The organism is Anabaenopsis sp. FSS-46 (genome assembly GCF_029891665.1).
Taxonomy (GTDB): Bacteria; Cyanobacteriota; Cyanobacteriia; order Cyanobacteriales; family Nostocaceae; genus Anabaenopsis; species Anabaenopsis arnoldii.
This window is the reverse complement of sequence record NZ_JANQDG010000111.1, coordinates 142746-161802: the sequence shown is the minus strand read 5'-3', so window position 1 is coordinate 161802 and position 19057 is coordinate 142746. Positions and strand designations below refer to the sequence as shown.

21 protein-coding genes and 1 CRISPR repeat array (1 of these 22 running past the window's edge) are annotated in these 19057 nt (G+C 41.9%); of the genes, 9 read left to right on the top strand and 12 right to left on the bottom strand.

All coding sequences use genetic code 11. The features are described 5' to 3' along the window. Positions 1-647: direct repeats of the CRISPR family, unit length 36 nt; unit sequence GTACGCTTCCCTCTGGGAAGCGGAATTAATGGAAAC (it extends 1972 nt beyond the left edge of the window). A gap of 107 nt (positions 648-754) precedes the next feature. From NWP21_RS13620 to NWP21_RS13595, 6 genes are all read left to right on the top strand, one after another. Further along, a complete protein-coding gene (locus NWP21_RS13620) occupies positions 755-1393 on the top strand; it encodes a histidine phosphatase family protein (protein WP_280793099.1) in 639 nt (212 codons plus the stop codon). A 229-nt stretch (positions 1394-1622) separates the two neighbouring features. Continuing rightward, on the top strand, positions 1623-1847 hold the full coding sequence (locus NWP21_RS13615; protein WP_280793098.1) for a DUF433 domain-containing protein: 225 nt from the start codon (positions 1623-1625) through the stop codon (positions 1845-1847). A 106-nt stretch (positions 1848-1953) separates the two neighbouring features. Next, the gene (locus NWP21_RS13610; RefSeq protein ID WP_280793097.1) at positions 1954-2181 is read left to right on the top strand and encodes a DUF5615 family PIN-like protein; all 228 of its coding nucleotides are present in this window, start codon (positions 1954-1956) and stop codon (positions 2179-2181) included. A 148-nt stretch (positions 2182-2329) separates the two neighbouring features. Next, complete coding sequence (locus NWP21_RS13605; RefSeq protein ID WP_271731942.1) at positions 2330-2668, top strand: hypothetical protein; 339 nt, start codon at positions 2330-2332, stop codon at positions 2666-2668. Between the two features lie 12 nt (positions 2669-2680). Further along, on the top strand, positions 2681-3685 hold the full coding sequence (locus tag NWP21_RS13600) for an LLM class flavin-dependent oxidoreductase (protein ID WP_280793096.1): 1005 nt from the start codon (positions 2681-2683) through the stop codon (positions 3683-3685). Further along, complete coding sequence (locus NWP21_RS13595; RefSeq protein WP_200988012.1) at positions 3678-4049, top strand: hypothetical protein; 372 nt, start codon at positions 3678-3680, stop codon at positions 4047-4049. The genes NWP21_RS13600 and NWP21_RS13595 overlap by 8 nt, the downstream gene beginning before the upstream one ends. Before the next feature lie 51 nt (positions 4050-4100). Here NWP21_RS13595 and hypB read toward each other — a convergent pair whose 3' ends face one another. From hypB to NWP21_RS13540, 11 genes are all read right to left on the bottom strand, one after another. Beyond that, positions 4101-4955: a hydrogenase nickel incorporation protein HypB gene (gene hypB, locus NWP21_RS13590; RefSeq protein WP_271731946.1), complete on the bottom strand. Its 855-nt coding sequence runs from the start codon at positions 4953-4955 to the stop codon at positions 4101-4103. Then, positions 4946-5287, bottom strand: a complete 342-nt coding sequence (gene hypA / locus NWP21_RS13585) for a hydrogenase maturation nickel metallochaperone HypA (RefSeq protein ID WP_280793095.1) — start codon at positions 5285-5287, stop codon at positions 4946-4948. Before hypA ends, hypB begins: the two co-directional genes overlap by 10 nt. A gap of 42 nt (positions 5288-5329) precedes the next feature. Continuing rightward, a complete protein-coding gene (gene hypE, locus NWP21_RS13580; protein ID WP_271731950.1) occupies positions 5330-6403 on the bottom strand; it encodes a hydrogenase expression/formation protein HypE in 1074 nt (357 codons plus the stop codon). 38 nt (positions 6404-6441) lie between these two features. Beyond that, positions 6442-7581, bottom strand: a complete 1140-nt coding sequence (hypD, locus tag NWP21_RS13575) for a hydrogenase formation protein HypD (protein ID WP_280793094.1) — start codon at positions 7579-7581, stop codon at positions 6442-6444. 46 nt (positions 7582-7627) lie between these two features. Next, entirely contained in the window at positions 7628-7879 is a 252-nt protein-coding gene (locus NWP21_RS13570) for a HypC/HybG/HupF family hydrogenase formation chaperone (protein WP_271731954.1), read from the bottom strand. A 74-nt stretch (positions 7880-7953) separates the two neighbouring features. Continuing rightward, on the bottom strand, positions 7954-10332 hold the full coding sequence (gene hypF / locus NWP21_RS13565; RefSeq protein ID WP_280793121.1) for a carbamoyltransferase HypF: 2379 nt from the start codon (positions 10330-10332) through the stop codon (positions 7954-7956). A 44-nt stretch (positions 10333-10376) separates the two neighbouring features. Further along, entirely contained in the window at positions 10377-11555 is a 1179-nt protein-coding gene (locus tag NWP21_RS13560; RefSeq protein ID WP_280793093.1) for a hypothetical protein, read from the bottom strand. A 135-nt stretch (positions 11556-11690) separates the two neighbouring features. Then, positions 11691-12527, bottom strand: a complete 837-nt coding sequence (locus tag NWP21_RS13555; RefSeq protein WP_271731958.1) for a NifU family protein — start codon at positions 12525-12527, stop codon at positions 11691-11693. Positions 12528-12731: 204 nt separating this feature from the next. Beyond that, positions 12732-12953 (bottom strand): hypothetical protein, encoded by a 222-nt coding sequence (locus tag NWP21_RS13550; protein WP_271731960.1) that lies wholly within the window; start codon positions 12951-12953, stop codon positions 12732-12734. Positions 12954-12961: 8 nt separating this feature from the next. Then, positions 12962-13201 (bottom strand): hypothetical protein, encoded by a 240-nt coding sequence (locus NWP21_RS13545; protein ID WP_271731962.1) that lies wholly within the window; start codon positions 13199-13201, stop codon positions 12962-12964. A 34-nt stretch (positions 13202-13235) separates the two neighbouring features. Further along, a complete protein-coding gene (locus NWP21_RS13540; RefSeq protein ID WP_271731964.1) occupies positions 13236-14213 on the bottom strand; it encodes a hypothetical protein in 978 nt (325 codons plus the stop codon). Positions 14214-14950: 737 nt separating this feature from the next. Between NWP21_RS13540 and NWP21_RS13535 the strand changes: the two genes are divergently transcribed. Continuing rightward, positions 14951-15913 carry a hydrogenase small subunit gene (locus NWP21_RS13535; RefSeq protein WP_271731966.1) on the top strand — a complete coding sequence of 321 codons (963 nt, stop codon included), beginning with the start codon at positions 14951-14953 and terminating at the stop codon, positions 15911-15913. A 48-nt stretch (positions 15914-15961) separates the two neighbouring features. Then, positions 15962-17557, top strand: a complete 1596-nt coding sequence (locus tag NWP21_RS13530; protein ID WP_280793092.1) for a nickel-dependent hydrogenase large subunit — start codon at positions 15962-15964, stop codon at positions 17555-17557. A 66-nt stretch (positions 17558-17623) separates the two neighbouring features. Here the strand turns inward: NWP21_RS13530 and NWP21_RS13525 are convergent, their stop codons facing one another. After that, entirely contained in the window at positions 17624-18415 is a 792-nt protein-coding gene (locus NWP21_RS13525) for a Uma2 family endonuclease (RefSeq protein ID WP_280793091.1), read from the bottom strand. Positions 18416-18568: 153 nt separating this feature from the next. On the opposite strand from NWP21_RS13525, the gene NWP21_RS13520 reads away from it, so the two are divergent. Beyond that, positions 18569-18991 carry a hypothetical protein gene (locus tag NWP21_RS13520; protein WP_280793090.1) on the top strand — a complete coding sequence of 141 codons (423 nt, stop codon included), beginning with the start codon at positions 18569-18571 and terminating at the stop codon, positions 18989-18991. Positions 18992-19057 lie beyond the last annotated feature (66 nt).

Genomic DNA, 19057 nt, shown 5'->3' with positions numbered 1-19057 from the left:
TCCCCTGTATCCAGGTGTACGCTTCCCTCTGGGAAGCGGAATTAATGGAAACTCGAAAATCCATTCAGGGTAAAGAGCAGTCTCATCTAGTACGCTTCCCTCTGGGAAGCGGAATTAATGGAAACACCAAGAAGCAGGTTGTTAGACCGGTAGTATGCCTGGTACGCTTCCCTCTGGGAAGCGGAATTAATGGAAACAACAGGAAAGTGTTTTAACTGTACAGCTATCATTGAAGTACGCTTCCCTCTGGGAAGCGGAATTAATGGAAACATAGAAACTCAAGTTCTAGGGGGTCGAATCCCCAGTTTGTCCGTACGCTTCCCTCTGGGAAGCGGAATTAATGGAAACCTTTTGAGAGTTTAGGGGATTTAAGCCCATACCTTCGTTGGTACGCTTCCCTCTGGGAAGCGGAATTAATGGAAACTGTCTCTTTCCATAACTTCTACGGATAGTCCTGTCAACTGGTACGCTTCCCTCTGGGAAGCGGAATTAATGGAAACTCCTCAGGCTTGTATGCTCCTTCTTTGAGGAACTTTTCGTACGCTTCCCTCTGGGAAGCGGAATTAATGGAAACTTTTCGGGCGAATCTGTACCAGGTCAAAGGTAGACTCGTACGCTTCCCTCTGGGAAGCGGAATTAATGGAAAATGTCTAGGCTTTTACCTGGAAGTGAGAAGATAACTACATATTCAATAGCCAAGTCTGTGGTAGTTTATTTCTGCACAAGCTCCTTAATTTCCAAAGCCACGGCAGCTATGACACTTAATTTATACTTACTACGACATGGAGAAACTACTTTTAGCCAAAGTGGTAATTTTTGTGGTCAAACTGATGCAGATTTGACTACAGCAGGAATGGAAATGGCGGAGAGTTTTGCTAGTGTTTATCAAAAATTGGACTGGTCAGCGGTTTATGTTAGCCCCATGAAGCGCACAATAGCAACGGCCAAGCCGTTTTGTGATGCTGTGGGTGTCAATATGCAGTTGCGTGACGGATTGAGGGAAGGTAGTTATGGCGAATGGGAAACTAAGAGTAAATCCTTTGTGCAAGAGAATTACTCAGAAAACTATGTTAAATGGTTAACAGAACCGGCCTGGAATGCGCCCCTAGGTGGAGAAACGGCGGTAGAGATTGCTAACCGTTCTATGGCGGTAATTGCTGAAATTCAAGAAAAACATCCTCAAGGTAATGTTTTGGTAGTTTCCCATAAAGCTACAATTCGGATTATGCTTTGCAGTTTACTGGGAATTGATTTAGGACGCTATCGCTATCGGGTCAATATTTTAGTTGCATCGGTAAGTATGCTTAAATTTGATGTTAATGGTCCCTTGTTAGAAATATTAGGCGATCGCCATCACATACCCGATCATCTGCGCTCTCGTCCGGGAACTTGATAATAGGGTCTGGGTATAAGTTGACCTTGAAATCATACTCACTTACAAAGTGCGATCGCCGATCCTGTAGGGTGCGTTAATGAAATGTAACGCGCCATTTTTTTATTGATGCAGCCAGCAGAGTTGGCGGTGATATGATAGATAGGTTAGGTTAAGGAAACAATAGCTTTTTGCTGCTCTACGTCAGGATAGAGTCAATTTAGGTAATAACGGAGGTAACAAAACCTTAATGGAAAGTCGTATCCATATCCATCCAGATATTTGTAATGGAAGACCCATTATAGCTGGAACCCGAATTTCTGTGCAAACAATTATGGAATTTTTGGGAGCAGGAGATTCTATTGAAGAAGTCCTTGAAGAATATCCTTCTCTGAATCGAGAAGATATTTATGCGTGTATCCAATTTGCAGCAAGATTGATGGCGAATCACTATGAAGTAAGAAAAATTGCATGAATGGTTTTTTCTTCGATGAAAATTTACCAGCTAAAATCCTGTTCACTCCATCTTTACCCATCGTTCATGTTTCAGTTTTAGGTACGAGTCCAAGTGATACGGAAATTTGGCAGCAAAGGAGAAAAAACTGGTTATTGTTACGAAAGATGCAGACTTTTCTGATCGACTGATGCTTGATTTTTCCCCACCTAAAGTAGTACATCTCCGTTTTGGCAATATGCGAAAACGCGAATTTCATCAGTTTTTAGCTCGTACTTGGCCACAGGTTGAAGCTTTGGTAATTGACCATAAATTGGTTAATGTCTATTTAGATATAATTGAAGCATTTAGATAATTTTTGCGGTTCTTCAGTGCGATCGCCGATCATGCAATTTGTACTTATTCCTTTGTAAAAATAGAAATAAATCCTATAAGTCAGGTTTAATTGACAATAATATGTTATATTAAATAGCGTGATGACCGCTACATAAATATCAGTTGATATGATTGCTGAACATATCCTGGCTAAAGAATTCACAAGAGTCGTAACTCAATATTACCCAACACTTGGGGAATTACTAGACGGGTGTCATGTGAAAGTTATCACCTGTTTTTGGGGACGACCAGCTAAACGTTTGCAATATATAGGAATTTATTGCTGTGAAGAAATACTTCCTCATGTGCAAGCGCAAAAACATATACTCAGAGAACTAGCACATAATATGGGGCTAGTGGAAGTAGTCTGTATGAACGCGAAGCGACTGCTACGCGATCCGATGTCCAAGCTCAAGCAGACCAATCCCCGGTTGTGGTTGGAATTGCAATGGGTGACAACTAAATAGCGATCGCCAAAAATGAAAACCGGAATTTTTTGCAATTACGAAAACCATGATCAAAATACTAGTCACAGCATCTGGGAACAGGTAGCGCTAGTAAAAGAGGCGGAGAGTTTAGGTTTTGATTCAGCTTGGGTAAGTGAACATCATTTTAATGAGTTCAATCTCAGCTCATCTATGTTGGTGTTGATGGGACACCTTGCGGGACTAACTTCAACTATTCAATTAGGTACAGCAGCAGTATTATTACCATTTCATAACCCGATCCGAGTAGCGGAGGATATTGCTACTCTCGATAATTTGTGTAATGGTAGATTATTATTTGGGGTGGCTAAGGGTGGGCCATTTCCCCAACATAACAAGCATTTTGCTACACCCATGGGGGAATCTCGCGCCAAAATGTTAGAGGCGATCGCCCTGATTCAACAGCTGCTGTATGATGCTGATGTTTCATTTAAGGGAGAGTATTATCAATGCGATCGCTTGACAATTACCCCCAAACCCTTGCAGCATAGAATCCCAGTTTACATAGCCACTGGTGATGATCAAGGTATACAATTTGCGGCTGAAAATTCCTTTGGCTTAATGGGGGGGCCGCCATTCTCCTTAGAGAGATTAAAAAATACCGTCGCTAAATATCGATCTGTGAATCCTAGTGGCGCTGAGAAACTAGTATTAGCACGGTTCTTTTATGTTGGTAAAACAAACGATGAAGCAATCAGCGCCGCATTACCATTCATCCGTAAATTCAGCCAAAAAATGCAAGCCAACACGGCGCAGATCATCCAGAAAGGCTCAAATCCTCACCAGAAACCATTTGACCGCACAAATATTTGTTTTGATGAAGACTACTTAATTGAGAACTCAATTATTGGTGATGTGAGGACTTGTCGCGACAAAATCACCAGATTTCAGGGCGAGTTAAATCTCGACACACTAGCGCTCAAACCCTCCTCCTTTGTTTTGCAAAACAACTTAGAGAGTTTGCAGCGTTACAACCAAGAGGTTCGGAATTATGTCTAAACTACACCAGCTTCCTCCTGATGATTTACCTCCCACCGAGGTAACAAAACAAGATGGAATGCTGCATCTAGAGTTAGAGCGGTCTACTGGTATATGCTTTTTTCAGGCCTGCGATCGCATTACTCAAGTACTCTTATCTAAATGTCAATGGTATCTCACCAAGAATAGTACCACCCTGACACTAATCATTGACTGCCCTGATATAGTATCTTACTGGCATATAGTCAGTAATATTCCCCAGTTAGGAAACAGGTTAGAACGGTTTACCAGTGATGCCAAAATTCGCGTTTATCCTCCCTTTGGCAAAGGTACACCCTTTGAAATCAGGGTGAATGAGATTTCCGCTTATCGGGATTGGCTATAATACCCAACCTGTCCCATCATATTCACCCTTCCCGTCCTGCGGGGAGGGAATTTAACTGAGTTCAACAGAAACTGGGAGAAAATCAGCAACAGTTGCTGATAACCACCCATACCAACCTTCTAAACCCATACCAGTAGTAGCAGAAACCTGGAAAACCTGAATTTTAGGGTTAACCTGTCGCGCATACTCAATACATTTTTCTACATCAAACTGTACATAAGGCAATAAATCAACCTTAGTGAGAATCATAATTTCACTAGCGCGGAACATATGGGGATATTTTATCGGCTTATCTTCTCCCTCAGTCACCGAGAGAATCACTACCTTAGCTTGTTCTCCCAAATCAAATAAAGCTGGACATACTAAATTTCCCACATTTTCAATCATCACCACAGAATTGAGAGGGGGGTTTAACTGCTGTAAACCCCTAGCAATCATAGCAGCTTCTAAATGACAACCAGTACCCGTATTAATCTGCACAACCTTACAGCCTGTTTCCTGAATCTTTTGAGCATCATTAGCTGTTTCTTGGTCGCCTTCAATAACACTAATAGGTAACTGGTGTTTTAAATCTTGAATCGTCCGGGTGAGCAGAGTGGTTTTTCCAGCACCAGGAGAACTCATTAAATTTAAAGCTAAAATATTGCGTCCTTGAAACCATCCCCGATTCTGGGCTGCTAACAGATTATTTTTAGCTAATATATCTTGTTCTAAAGATATAGTTGTGCCATGAATTTTAGCATGAATTTGAGACTCTTCACCCTGATGATCATGGGAATGGGTAATTACAGTACCATCAGGTAAACTGTGAGTATGAGTGTGGTGATGATTATGTTCCACCTCACCTGTGGCTAAATTAGTGATTGTAATGTGAGCATTATCAGAGCAACCGCAGGTTACACACATAATTCCTCTATTTCTATTTCTTTAATTTTCAGTTCTTCACCGGTTATTAAATCTAATTCCACGCTACCACAGCTACATATACCAAATGGTTTATTTAAACTTATTTCCGCTTTGCAAGTACGACAGCGTGCTAAACCAGGGATTATGTTAATTTCTAATATGGCTCCTACTAATACTGTACCTTGAGTACAGATGTCAAAACAAAACTCTATAGCTTCCGGTAAAATCGCCGAAAGTGCGCCAATTTCTAAAACTACGCGGTTAACTTTTGCCCCTTGGGCCTGTTCGCTCACAATAGCGACAATATTTTGTGTAATTCCTAATTCGTGCATATTTTGCTCAGATTTGAAACCACAGATACACACAGATAAAAATTAACAAATTCTCGGTAATTGTTCCCCCACTAACATATCAACAATTCTTTGAGTCCCAAAAGTTGTTTGTAATAAGACAACTCCCGGAGGTGAAGCAATAACCTCACCAATTATACAAGCATCTTTACCGGCGGGGTGGGACTTCATCGCTGATAATACAGTTTCTGCGTGATTACCCCCTACCACCACAACTAATTTACCTTCATTGGCTAAATATAAGGGGTCTAAACCTAAGATTTCACAAACTCCTTGTACCTCTTCCCGTATAGGAATAGATGGTTCATGGACACGAATACCAACATCAGAACTGAGAGAAAATTCATTTAAAACCGTCGCTAAACCGCCCCGTGTAGCATCCCGCATGGCGTGAACTTCAGGACAAACATTCAGGATAGTTTTTACTAAACTGTGTAATGGTTGACAGTCACTTTCTATATGAGTTTCTAATGCTAATTCCCCACGAGCGATTAAAATCGCCGTACCATGATTTCCCAACTCACCATTAATAATTACTACATCTCCCACTTGGATATTATGGGCAGAAATGTTAATTCCTTCAGGAATTACCCCAATACCTGTAGTATTAATAAACAGTTTATCCGCCGCGCCACGATGCACAACCTTAGTATCACCTGTGACAATCTGCACGCCAGCTTTTTGGGCGGCTAATTTCATACTCCCAACCACCCGGCGCAAGGTTTCTACAGGTAGACCTTCTTCTAAAATTACGCTACAAGTGAGGTATAAAGGTGTAGCACCACTAACGGCTAAGTCGTTAATGGTACCATTAACGGCTAATTCCCCAATGTCACTACCGGGAAAAAATAAAGGGTCTACTACATAGGAATCTGTGGTAAATGCCAGTCTATCACCTTGTGCTGTGAGATGAGTTAACTTTAAACTGGCTTGGTCTTCTAGTTGTGCAAGAATTTGATTATCAAAACTGCTGACAAAAATATCTTGGATTAAATCCCGCATGGCTTTACCCCCGCTACCGTGGGCGAGGGTAATATGAGTATCTCTAAGTTTAGTTTTGGGGGGGTTTTGGGTTTTGTTGTTGGGGAAAATATTCATGTTTAAATATTGAGTCAGCAGCAGTATTGATGATTCTGCTATGGGGTTAAGGCAATTTTTGCGGCTTTTTTACTCATGGCAGCAAGTCTGCCATATTTGTAATAGGCTGCACAGGCTCCTTCGGAGGAAACCATACAGGTTCCTATAGGTGTTTCTGGTGTGCAAGCTGTACCAAATACTTTACATTGCCAAGGTTTTAAGGTTCCTTTCAGGATTTCTCCACATTGACAGGCTTTGTGGTCTCTGACTTTTAAGTTAGGAATAGTAAATTTTAGTTCTGCGTCAAATTGGGCATATTCAGGACGGATTTTTAAGCCTGATTTAGGTATGTCCCCTAAACCCCGCCAGTCAAAGTTTTCTCTAACTGCAAAAACTTGGTTGATGGCTTGCAATGCGACTAGGTTTCCAGCTGGTTCTACTAATCTGTTATATTGATTTTCAACTTCGCAACGATTTTCTACTAGTTGCTGTAGCAGCATCCAAATTGATTGGAGTATATCTAAGGGTTCAAAACCGGAAACTACTATAGGTTTATGATATTTTTGAGAAATAAATTCATAGGGTTCTGTCCCAATTACCATACTCACATGACCAGGGCCAATAAATCCATCTAGTTGTAAGTCGGGGTTATCTAGTAGGGCTTGGAGGGCGGGAATTACCAGGACATGATTAGAAAACATACTAAAATTAGTGATGTTCTCCGCTGCTGCTTGTAAGATGGTGAGGGCGGTACTGGGGGCGGTGGTTTCAAAGCCTAGGGCAAAAAAGACTATTTCTTTATCGGGGTTGTCTCTGGCGATTTGTAGACTATCTAATGGCGAGTATACCATGCGAATATCTGCGCCCCTAGCTTTGGCTTGCAAGAGGCTAGTATGGGAACCGGGAACCCGCATAGTGTCCCCAAATGTGGCGAGGATAACGTTATTATGTTGGGAGATGGCGATCGCATCATCTAATCTTCCCTTTGGCATCACACACACAGGACAACCGGGGCCATGTATCAGTTCTAGGTTATGGGGAAGGATATCTTCAATACCATATTTAAATATAGAATGGGTATGTCCCCCGCATACCTCCATGATTTTAATAGGTTTTTCTAGCTGCTGACTAAGTTTAGTGATTTGCTTGGTTAAAGCTGCGGCTTTTTCCGGTTCTCGAAATTCATCAACGTATTTCATAAAAGTATTTTTGCTGATAGCGTAGCGTGGCGTAACCCGTAGACCTTTAATTACTCACTGCTTGAGCTAGTTCTGCTAGTAGTTGTAATGTTTCCTTTGCTTCTTCCTCATTAATCCGATTCATAGCAAAACCAACATGAACTAGTACCCAATCACCAATACATTTTTCTGGGGGATGTTCTTCATTAACAATACAAGCAATATTGACTTGACGTTTAACTCCACCGATATTAACTATCGCTAATTTATGGTTAATATCGCTGATTTCGATAATTTGACCGGGAATTCCTAAACACATTGTTTTTTTCTGTAAGAATAACCATAGGGTAGCCGTACAACCTTACTTTGGGGGAAATTAACCTCAACAGCATTTTAAGGAAGATTCATTAATTGTGCTGCTGTAATCACCCCCTGTCCCAATGATATATTGCCATCATTGGCAGGAAATAAATTATGGGTCAGTACATGGATACCTAAGTTTTCTAAACCTGCCTTTACCTGTGCTAATAAGATACAGTTTTGAAATACACCCCCTGTTAAAGCCACCTGATTAATTACATTTTCGTGACACAGATGTTTAACTAAATTGACAATAGTTTGAGATAAACTTGTATGAAACTTTCTAGCTATATCTGATGGCTTAACTTGTTTTTGTAAGTCCCGAAGTAAGTCTGCCCACATTGGTTTGGAGTCTATATAGTAAATACTATCGGAAAAATTCACCTCAAAAGGATAAATTAGAGTTTCTTCATAATTATTTAAGCTGTGAGGATTAACTAAAGCCTCCATGGCGATCGCAGCTTGTCCTTCATAGCTGCATTTTTCGGGATAAATACCCATAGCAGCTGCTACCCCATCGAATAACCTCCCAACGGAGGAAGCGAGGGGGGAATTAATTCCCTGTGCTAGAGCTTGATTAATCAGCTTTAAAGGCTTTTGCTGTAAAAATTTGATAATTTCCAAGTCAGAATATTCTTGTTGACAAGTCTCCCAAAGATCGGCGCTGAGTAAATGGGCGTAGGTGTTACGCCAAGGTTGATAAATAGCCTGTTCACCCCCAATCATAGCTACAGGCTTAAAAGTTGCTAATCGCTGAAATCGGCGATAGTCTGCTAACAGAAATTCACCCCCCCAAAATGTAGCATCTTCGCCATAACCTAAACCATCTAAAGCAATACCTAAAACTGGGGGTGCATTTAAAGGAATACCATTTTCTGCCATACAAGCAGCAATATGGGCGTGATGATGTTGGATGTGATGCAGTTTAACTTTATTCACAGGTGCGACTTCCTTACCCAGTTTTGTCGCCAGATATTCAGGATGTTTGTCAACAGCGATCGCCTGGGGTTGATGTTCAAATAAATTTAAATAGAGATTGAGGGTATCATGATAGCTATAAAAAGCCCCTGCATTTCCTAAATCCCCCAAATGCTGAGAAACAATCGCCTCATTTTCCCGCAACAGACAAAAAGTATTTTTTAACTGACTACCCATTGCTAAAATCGGCGGTACCTGCTCAAATCCTGGGGGTAACTTCATCGCTGCTGGTGCGTATCCCCTAGCTCTGCGAATGATTTTTACTCTATCATCAACCACCCGCACCACAGAATCATCAACTCGGTTGACAATTTCGCGATTGTGTAAGAGAAAATAATCAGCTATTTTACCTAACTTTTCCCTAGCTTCGCCATTATCAATACATTGTGGTTCATCAGCAATATTCCCACTAGTTAACACAATAGGGCGATTCATCCGCCGGAGAATTAAATGATGTAAAGGCGTATAAGGTAACATAAAACCCAGGGTATTTTGTCCTGGTGCAACTGCAGGCGCAATGGGAAACTGAGGAATTATCTGCCCATCTTCATTTTCCCATGGTTTCTGATGTAACAATACAATCGGCGCAGCGGGACTCTGTAGTAATTCCCTTTCCCTGGGGTTGACTATACAATATTGTTCAATAATAGAAATATCCCGCGCCATTAAAGCCAAAGGCTTATAATCACGGTGTTTACGTTGACGGAGTTTTTGCACAACCGCTTCTTGAGTTGCATCACAAGCTAGGTGAATACCACCCAACCCCTTAATAGCCACAATCTCCCCTTTTTGCAGCAAAGTACAAACAGCATCCACATCATCGAGCATAGAAAACATGGAAGCCGTCACAGGTTGACCATCGGCGCGTTCTAACCAAGCTGTGGGTCCGCAAGTATGACAAGCTACAGGTTGGGCATGAAAGCGGCGATTTTCCACATCATTATACTCCTGCTCACATTCCGCACACATAGGGAACGCAGACATACTGGTATTGCATCTATCGTAAGGAATCCCACGAATAATACTGAAGCGCGGACCGCAGTGAGTGCAATTAGTAAAAGGGTAACGAAAAAACCGACTAAAGGGGTCAAAAATTTCTTGTTGACATTGGGGACAAGTCGCCGCATCAGGAGCAATTTCAGTTTTAATAGAACTGCTGACACTGTGAGCAATCACAAAATCAGGAAAACTCCACTTACCCTGATAAGGTGTGCGAATCAACTCCTGAATTTTTGCCAAGGGGGGACATTCAATATATAGTCGTTCTACAAACTCAGCGATCGCCTCCTCACTTCCAGACACCCGAATCAAAACCCCCTCACCATCATTACAAACTTCACCACACAACCCCCCAGCTTTAGCTAGACGATAAACAGTAGGGCGAAATCCGACACCCTGAACAGTACCACGAACTCTAATTTCTTGGGTTACCACATCTTCCATGGTTCTTTTTTTGCGCCTGAGAATTTAAAAAACTGTTACTGTAACCGCCACAACAAAACCCGATTATTTCCAGAGTCAGCAATCACCGCAGTATTACCGCAAACCTTCACCCCATAACACCAATTTAAACTATCTCGCCTGGGTAACCCAAAATTACGATTTTCACCTTTACTCTGAAAATTTGCTTGTCCGGCGATCGCATCAGCCACCGCCCCCTGCAATAATAATAAAGATTTCCGTCCTTTCCATCCTAACAACCGGGAATTAGCAGTATCAGCAACCAGCAAGCAATCATTACCAACACCTACACCATAAGGCATACTCATACTACCAGCACTAGGAAAATAAACACCTTGATTCATTTCCACAACATCAAAGCTTTGTTGTCCTAGAACCACCGCACAAGGCGCATTATTTTCTGTAGGTATTCCCTCCCAAATCATTACCCGATGATTCCCCGCATCAGCCACCACTAAATTATGATTCCAAATTGTCATATCATGACACCAGCGCATACTCGCAGCAGTAGGAGCACCCCCCCCATTTTCATGGCGCGATATCAGATTTGGTTGTCCCAAAACTAAATCAGCTGGTTGACCATTTTCTGTAGGTAATTCATGCCAAATTAATAACCGCCGATTTCCCGTATCAGCCACAAATAACTTACCTTGATGATAGAAAACACCATAGGGCCAGTGCATAGTATCAGCTGCTGCTAGAGTACCTCTATTGGGTTCACAATGGCTAAAATCAGCTTGACCTAACACTAAATCTGCTGGTACATGACTATCCTCCGGGACATTTTCCCAAATCAATACCCGATGATTCCAAGCATCAGCAACCGCTAACCCATGACCACAAGCACAAATTCCCGTAGGAACACTAAAAGTATTTCTTCCTGGTGAACCTTTAGCATTTTGTCCCTCATGGTGAAAATCCGGTTGTCCAATTACCCAGTCAGCTGGTTGACTATCTCTAGTGGGTAAATTTCGCCATCCCAATAAGCGGTGATGTCCTGTATCGGATACCCATAATGGACCGGTTGGAGATAATAAACAAGCACCACGGGGGCCAAACATAGATACCGCACTAGGTACTATAGGCACTGCTAATATTTCTGGTGTAATTATATCACCTAAAATCACCTCTGCACCATGAGGGGATAATAGTAATAACTGGGACGCAGGATTAATAATATTGATGGGTATATCCATTAACCACAGATCAAGATTGATAAATACAGGGTATTTTTTTTGAGGGAACAGGGAATAGGGAATAGGGAATAGGGAACAGGGAATAGGGAACAGGGAATTGGTGTGTACTTCATGAGAATGTAAAAACTGCTGATATTAAAGAGAATATTTAGGCAATTTTACAAACACTTTATCGGTTTTAATGTGTACTGGATAAGACTGTAATGGAATATCCGCAACAGTTAAACATTCACCAGTTTGTAAGTTATACTGAAATCCATGAGATGCACAAGTGAGAATGTGATTATCTAACTTACCTCTATCTAAAGGAGTTGCTAGGTGTGGGCAAGCATTCAGGTAACAGTTAACATTTTCACCATGACGATATAAAATCAGGGAATTCTTGCCTATTTTACCTGTCAATATTCCAGATGGGGGAATTTGATCCACTGTTGTCACTTTCACCCAAGTCGCTGTATCCTCCGGATAAAATGCACTATTGACAGCGGTAGCACTATGATTAACAGCAACAACTTTAGTAATTTCGGGACAATGATTTTTTATCGCCTGTTCCACACTTTGAGTTAAGGTTAAATTGGAAGTGGGACAGCTGCTACAAGTACCAATTAATTTAACTTCTACTGTATCAGGTGCTTTGAGTGCTGAAAATTCTACATCCCCGTTATGGCTTTTTAAGCCTGGTCGAACTTCTGCAAGAGCTGCTTGAATTCTGTCTATTAAAGGTGCTTGTGGCGGTTTAATTAGTTCGTGGTACAGCAGAACTGAATATACTATGTCATCATCTACTGCTCGGCGCAAGGCCGATATTGATTCTTTTTTGACGGTTTTAATTAAACTGGTCAGTGCTGCTTTATGTAAATCTTCAATGGCTCTTTTTAGTCCTACAGCTACACACCTTTGGCTTTCATCCCATTGGGATATAATCGCTTCAAATCGGTTAATCTCTGTAACTAATTCTTCCAGCTTGGTCATGAGATATTGGTCGATAGTTGGTAGTATTTGGCTGACTTGGTGATAGAATTATTAGCCAAGTTATCAATTTTCTTATAGGCTCGGTATTTTCCCGCCCTCTCATTTAAATAAAATTTGCTGCAATTAACTACTAAGCGCAGGGTATACAGATGAATACATATAAATCCTGATTCATCTGTATTTGATTAATTGCAGATGGTAGATTTATTTCATTTTGAAATCTTTCAATAAATATGGCATCATGGCACCTGTAATTAAACTAGATACTGTCACTGCTAGGTAAAAAGGGAGTGCAGTTTGAGATAATATCAATATGAGAGAACTAATACCTGAAGCCATGAGAATTTTTTGGAAAAAATCCCATGGGTCACGCAGAAGTTTACCTTTGAAAAATAATTTGGCAGATAGCCATCCCAGTTCTAACATTATGCCTCCTAATAACTGCTGAATAGGTTGAGTAGAGCAAAACTTAATAATATGGCGGGAATCACACCAGCAGGGGCAAATAATGCCCCTAAAGTGGCAGAAAATTGATAGCCAATATCTTTTCCTGCTAATATCATGGCACTAATTGCACCACTAAACATTGATAATGCTGTAGCTATCAATATCCAGGTAATTTCTGTGGTTAGGTTTAAGTTACCATCTGCTAAGTTGGTGAGTATTTCTGTCATGGTGATTCGGTGATAGGTGTAAGTAAATTCCCAACTAATCCATAGTTACGCGCATTTGTACTTCTATATCTTGTATAGCTTGGGTAACAATTTCTGCTTGTTCTTGCTGTTCGTGTTTGGTGAAAATTGCCCAAGCTTCTTGATAGTAATTATATGCTTGGAGGAGGTTTTGAGGATTCCCCAATTCTGGCTTTTCTACATCGTCGGGTAAGTTGAATAAGGCGTTGGCTTTATTCGATATGGTGTTGGCGTATTCTAGGGGGGTGTCTCTGGGGTTACGGACTTTGAGGGCTTCGTCATAAGCTGCGATCGCCCGTAAGTTATTATCCAAAGGATGGGAACTGACTAAATATTGCAAAGCATTACCCAAATTGTTTTGCAACATGGCATATTCACGAGGATGGTCAATTAAGTTAATGTGCTTTAATGCTACTTCAAAGGATTGTACTGCTAACCCTTGGCGTAGGTATTCTTGTTGTGAAGCCATGGGCATAGACAAGTAGGCGATCGCAATATTATTGTATAAAATTGCGTATTCCTGTGGGTAATCCTCCCAAGTAAACACCTGTAAAGCCTGATGATAAGCTTGGATACTGTCGGTCATCCGTGCCAGATTGAATGGTACTAACGACTGCAAAACCAGCCCCAGATTCATCTGTGCCTCTGCCACTTCTTCCGGTAATGCTAATTGCTGTAAAATTGGCAAAGCCTGCTGATAATTTGCTTTGGCTTCTAGCAGCAGTTGAGAACCGCCATCAGGTATACTTTGTAACGTCCCTGCCATCCCCACCAAAGCCCTGGCTTGCAATAGGGGGTATTCCTCACCACACATCTGATAGGCTCGGTAATATAGACCCATTGCATTGCGTAAATCTTGGGCCGTTTTGGGCTGCTTATGAAAGCCTTGAGCCATTTCAATCAGCATCTGGATTTTTTCTGCTACTGTGGCCGACTCCGAGCCAATAGCTGCGATCGCTGCTTTTACTGCTGAATCTGTAATAGTGGGGTTCATAACTGCCGTGATTTGGTCAAAGCCCATTAGTGGGTAAATTTATCAACTCGGCGGATGTACACAGGTTTAAAATCCCATAAATCAACACTTGGCAATTAAGCCCAAAATCAAATCCAAGTAGGTAAGAATGAAATCGGCGCTATAGCATTTCCCATGCTCGTGAGGTACAAAGTTTTTTAGTTTTAGGGAGCAGGTAACGAATTAGTGTGTACTTCATTAGACACATCAAAAAGCTATAGATTAGATTAATCTATCTGGAAAATTTAGAAAATCAATTCTTTTACCATAAGGCATCTGTTGAGCAAAATCAACCGGTAAATTGCCAATATTGATATCACCTTTAAACACCTGAAATATTTATAGAATTTCCCATGATCGTGAGGTACAAAGTTTTTTAGTTTGAGGGAACACCGGAACAAGGAATAGAGAATAGGGAATTGGTGTGTACTTCATGAGACTGAAAAAGGCTTTAATTTACAAACCCTTTGATCTGATTTAAGCAGAAAATGACGGGCACCGATGCCCAACCCACAAGATTTATGATATTTATTTACTTAAAAACTGCTGTAAAAGGTATTTGTACGTTGGTAACTTCAAGAGTATATTATCTTTTGATGAAGAAAAAATAATCAATTCAAAAATTAAATTATAATAATGAATATTGATTAACAGGTGATACTCTACAAGTCTCATCACCTCCATCAGTGCATAACCAACAATACAAAAATGTGTAGCTAATGACTAACGTACTATGGCTGCAAGGTGGTGCGTGCTCAGGTAACACCATGTCATTTCTCAACGCCGAAGAACCGACAGTGTGCGATTTAATTGCCGACTTTGGCATTAAGGTACTTTGGCATCCCTCCTTGGGACTGGAACTAGGTAACGACTTACAAACCCTCCTCTGGGACTGCTTCCTAGGCAAAATTCCCCTAGATATCCTAGTGTTTGAAGGCAGCGTTGTAAATGCTCCCAATGGTACAGGGGAATGGAACCGTTTCGCCGATCGCCCCATGAAAGACTGGTTAACCGACCTATCCCAAGCGGCTAAATACATTGTAGCAGTCGGAGACTGCGCCACATGGGGGGGAATCCCTGCCATGTCACCCAACCCCAGCGAATCAACAGGGTTGCAATATCTCAAGCGTCAACCAGGGGGCTTTTTAGGTCAGGATTTTGTTTCTAAAGCCGGACTACCCGTAATTAATATTCCCGGATGTCCCGCCCATCCCGATTGGATTACGCAGATATTAGTGGCGATCGCCACTGGACGCATAACCGACATCGCCCTAGATGAATTGCATCGTCCCCAAACCTTCTTCAACACATACACCCAAACAGGCTGTACCCGTAACGTTCACTTTGCTTACAAAGCATCCACAGGGGAATTTGGTCAACGTAAAGGTTGCCTATTTTATGATTTAGGTTGTCGTGGTCCGATGACCCACTCATCCTGTAACCGCATTTTGTGGAACCGTGTTTCCTCCAAAACTCGCGCCGGTATGCCTTGTTTAGGTTGTACAGAACCAGAATTCCCCTTCTTTGACCTCCAACCAGGAACCGTATTTAAAACCCAAACAATCATGGGAGTACCTAAAGAACTACCCCCCGGAGTCAAACCCAAAGACTACGCCGTGTTGACCATGGCCGCTAAAGATGCAGCCCCAGCTTGGGCAGAAGAAGACTTTTTCACAGTTTAGAGAATGGGACTAGAGACCCCATTCCTGAATTAACTACAGGAGAGGAGAATGGCAATTAAAACATTAGATATTTCCCCCGTTGGTAGAGTTGAGGGGGATTTAGATGTGCGCGTTGATATTGAAAATGGGCGGGTAGTCAACGCCTGGACACACGCCGAACTGTTTCGCGGCTTTGAAATTATCTTACGCGGCAAAGACCCCCAAGCCGGATTAATTGTCACACCCCGGATCTGCGGTATCTGCGGTGGTTCCCATCTCACCAGTGCATCTTGGGCATTAGATACACTTTGGGGTACAGAAGTACCCCGCAATGCCATATTGGCCAGAAATTTGGGTCAAATTGTGGAAACAATGCAAAGTATACCTAGGTATTTTTATGGATTGTTTGCCATTGACCTCACCAATAAAAATTACCGTCGTAGTCGCTTTTATGAAGAAGCTTGTCGCCGCTTTGCAGCTTTCACTGGTAAATCTTACGAAATTGGTGTGACAATTTCCGGCAAACCTGTAGAAATCTATGCTTTATTCGGCGGTCAATGGCCGCATTCTAGTTACATGGTTCCTGGTGGTGTGATGTGCGCCCCCACCCTCACCGATATTACCCGCGCTTGGGCCATCCTGGAATACTTCCGCACCAATTGGTTAGAGCCTGTATGGTTGGGTTGTTCCCTAGAACGTTATGAACAAATCCGCACCTATGATGATTTTATGGCCTGGCTAGATGAAGACCTGAATCATCGTGAGTCTGACTTGGGTTTTTATTGGCGCATGGGTTTAGATATCGGTCTTGATAGATATGGCGCTGGTGTTGGTAAATATGTCACTTGGGGATATTTAGCCCATGAGGACAAATACCAAAAGCCCACCATTGCTGGGCGCAATGCTGCCATGATTATGAAAAGTGGTGTATATGACAGCTTCAGCGATACTCACACTTTAATGGAGCAGTCCCAAATCCGGGAAAATACCACTCATTCCTGGTATGATGAAGGTATCGCAGATATTCACCCAACCAACCGCACTACTAAACCCACTGTTAATAACAGTAAAGACTTTGACAATGCTTACTCTTGGTCTAGTGCTGTACGTCACCAAGATTTCGGACGATTAGAAGCTGGACCACTAGCCCGGCAGTTAGTAGCTGGTGGTAATCACGGCGAATCCTGGCAACACCATGACGGATTTATCCTAGATGTATTTAAGCACATGGGTGGTGCTAGTGTTCACTTACGCCAGTTAGGACGATTGCACGAGATTGTCAAATTATATCGCCAAGCTGAACACTGCTTACGGGAGTTTAAATTAAATGACCCTTGGTATATTAAACCTACAGAAAAAGATGGCCAGGGTTGGGGCGCAACGGAAGCAGCGCGGGGAGCTTTGTCTCACTGGGTGGAGGTAGAAAAGGGTAAAATTAAAAATTACCAAGTAATTGCTCCTGGTACTTGGAATATTGGCCCCCGTGACGGAGAAGGTAACCGCGGTCCGATTGAAGAAGCTTTAATCGGGACACCCATAGAAGATTCTACCGACCCGGTGGAGGTTGGTCACGTGGCGCGATCGTTTGATTCCTGTTTAGTGTGTACTGTTCACGCTCACGATGCGAAAACTGGCGCAGAGTTGGCACGTTTTCGTACTGCTTAGGTGTAGTTTGATGTCTTGGTAGCAGCAAGTTGTTAATTGTTGCTATCAATGATTATTTGACCCACCCTACAAAATATCAGGATCAATTCCCCGGGATTGTAAATAGGCTCTGAGTTTTTCCTTTTCTTGGCGTTCTTGTTCTGCGCGTTGGCGTTCTTGTTCTGCGCGTTGGCGCTCTTGTTCTGCGCGTTGGCGTTCTTGTAAAATCTTCTCCACCGCCCAGGGTAACAAGTTACCTTGATTATCCCACCATCTCAACCAATAACCACTGCGCCCTTCCTTGTCTCCCCGCCATGTTCCCAAAAATAGCCCCATACTCTCTACCCAGTGGCGGCCATTTTCATCCGCTGACTTTAACTCATACCGCCCATTTTCTAACTGATAATATTCTAATAGTCCTCCCTCTGGCTCAAAAATTACATACACTGGTACTTGTAAAATTTGTTCATAAAAAAACCATTTACCGGGTGGGTATGTACGTTTGACTGAATATTCCCCCCCCTCTTTATCTGAAAGAAACTCCATGACTATGGCGGGAATATCTCCCTCTATGTGGGGTGTATAGCTTTTCCTATCTGGTAATATTTCCTTAACTACCGGTACATATAACCAATCCGGGGCTTTAGCAATAAACTGGCCATCAAGGGTAGCAGATAGCCCAAAGTTAGCGGCGATTAACATTTGTGGTTGGATAAAACCAGCAATTTCTAAACTTTCTCTTAATGCACCTGCTAATAGTGGTTGTCCTGTATTATCCACCGGTTCATCCTCTAGGTCTAAGTCCTGCGGTAATGGTTCCCAAGTGATAACTATCCCTGGGGGTGATGTGGTTTGACTAACTAGGGAGGATGTTACCATAAACACTACCTGTTATTTATGACGATTATAATCCAATTTCTCAACAATGCCCATTATAAAAATATCGTAGCTTAACATACTAAAAGTAATAGCGGTAATGGGTTAGGCTAGCTATGATGCACCTCACAAAAAATCAATTTACACGGTAAGCCTGTGTCTGATATACCGCTACATAGATATCTCCCTCGCCTCCCTGAAGCCGCACTACAAGAATTCATAGAATGGTGTGTTTTAGAGCAAGCAAAAGCCGCCGAATGTAATTTTACTCCAGACCAAAGTAAGTTAAATAACTTACCACCCACAGAGTATATTACCCAACTCATTGACCAGTTTATGAAGGTGAAACCTGACCCCATTAAAGCTGGTTTAGTAGCTGCGATCGCCGGGAAAGAAGCTGACCAACATGGTTTATCTGGATTGGCAGTTATAGCCGATTTTATAGCACTTTATGTCAAGTATTTAATTCCTAAAGATGGCAATACTCCACAACAAGCAGAAATGATCCTAACTGACGCATCACAAAAGCAGTGTGAAAAATTTATGGAAATTGCCAAAAAATATGATGTAACTTTTTAGTTAGCTGACAGGGTTTGTCTCATTAAATAGACAAACCCTGCACAACTAACCTGATTAGTTAAATTG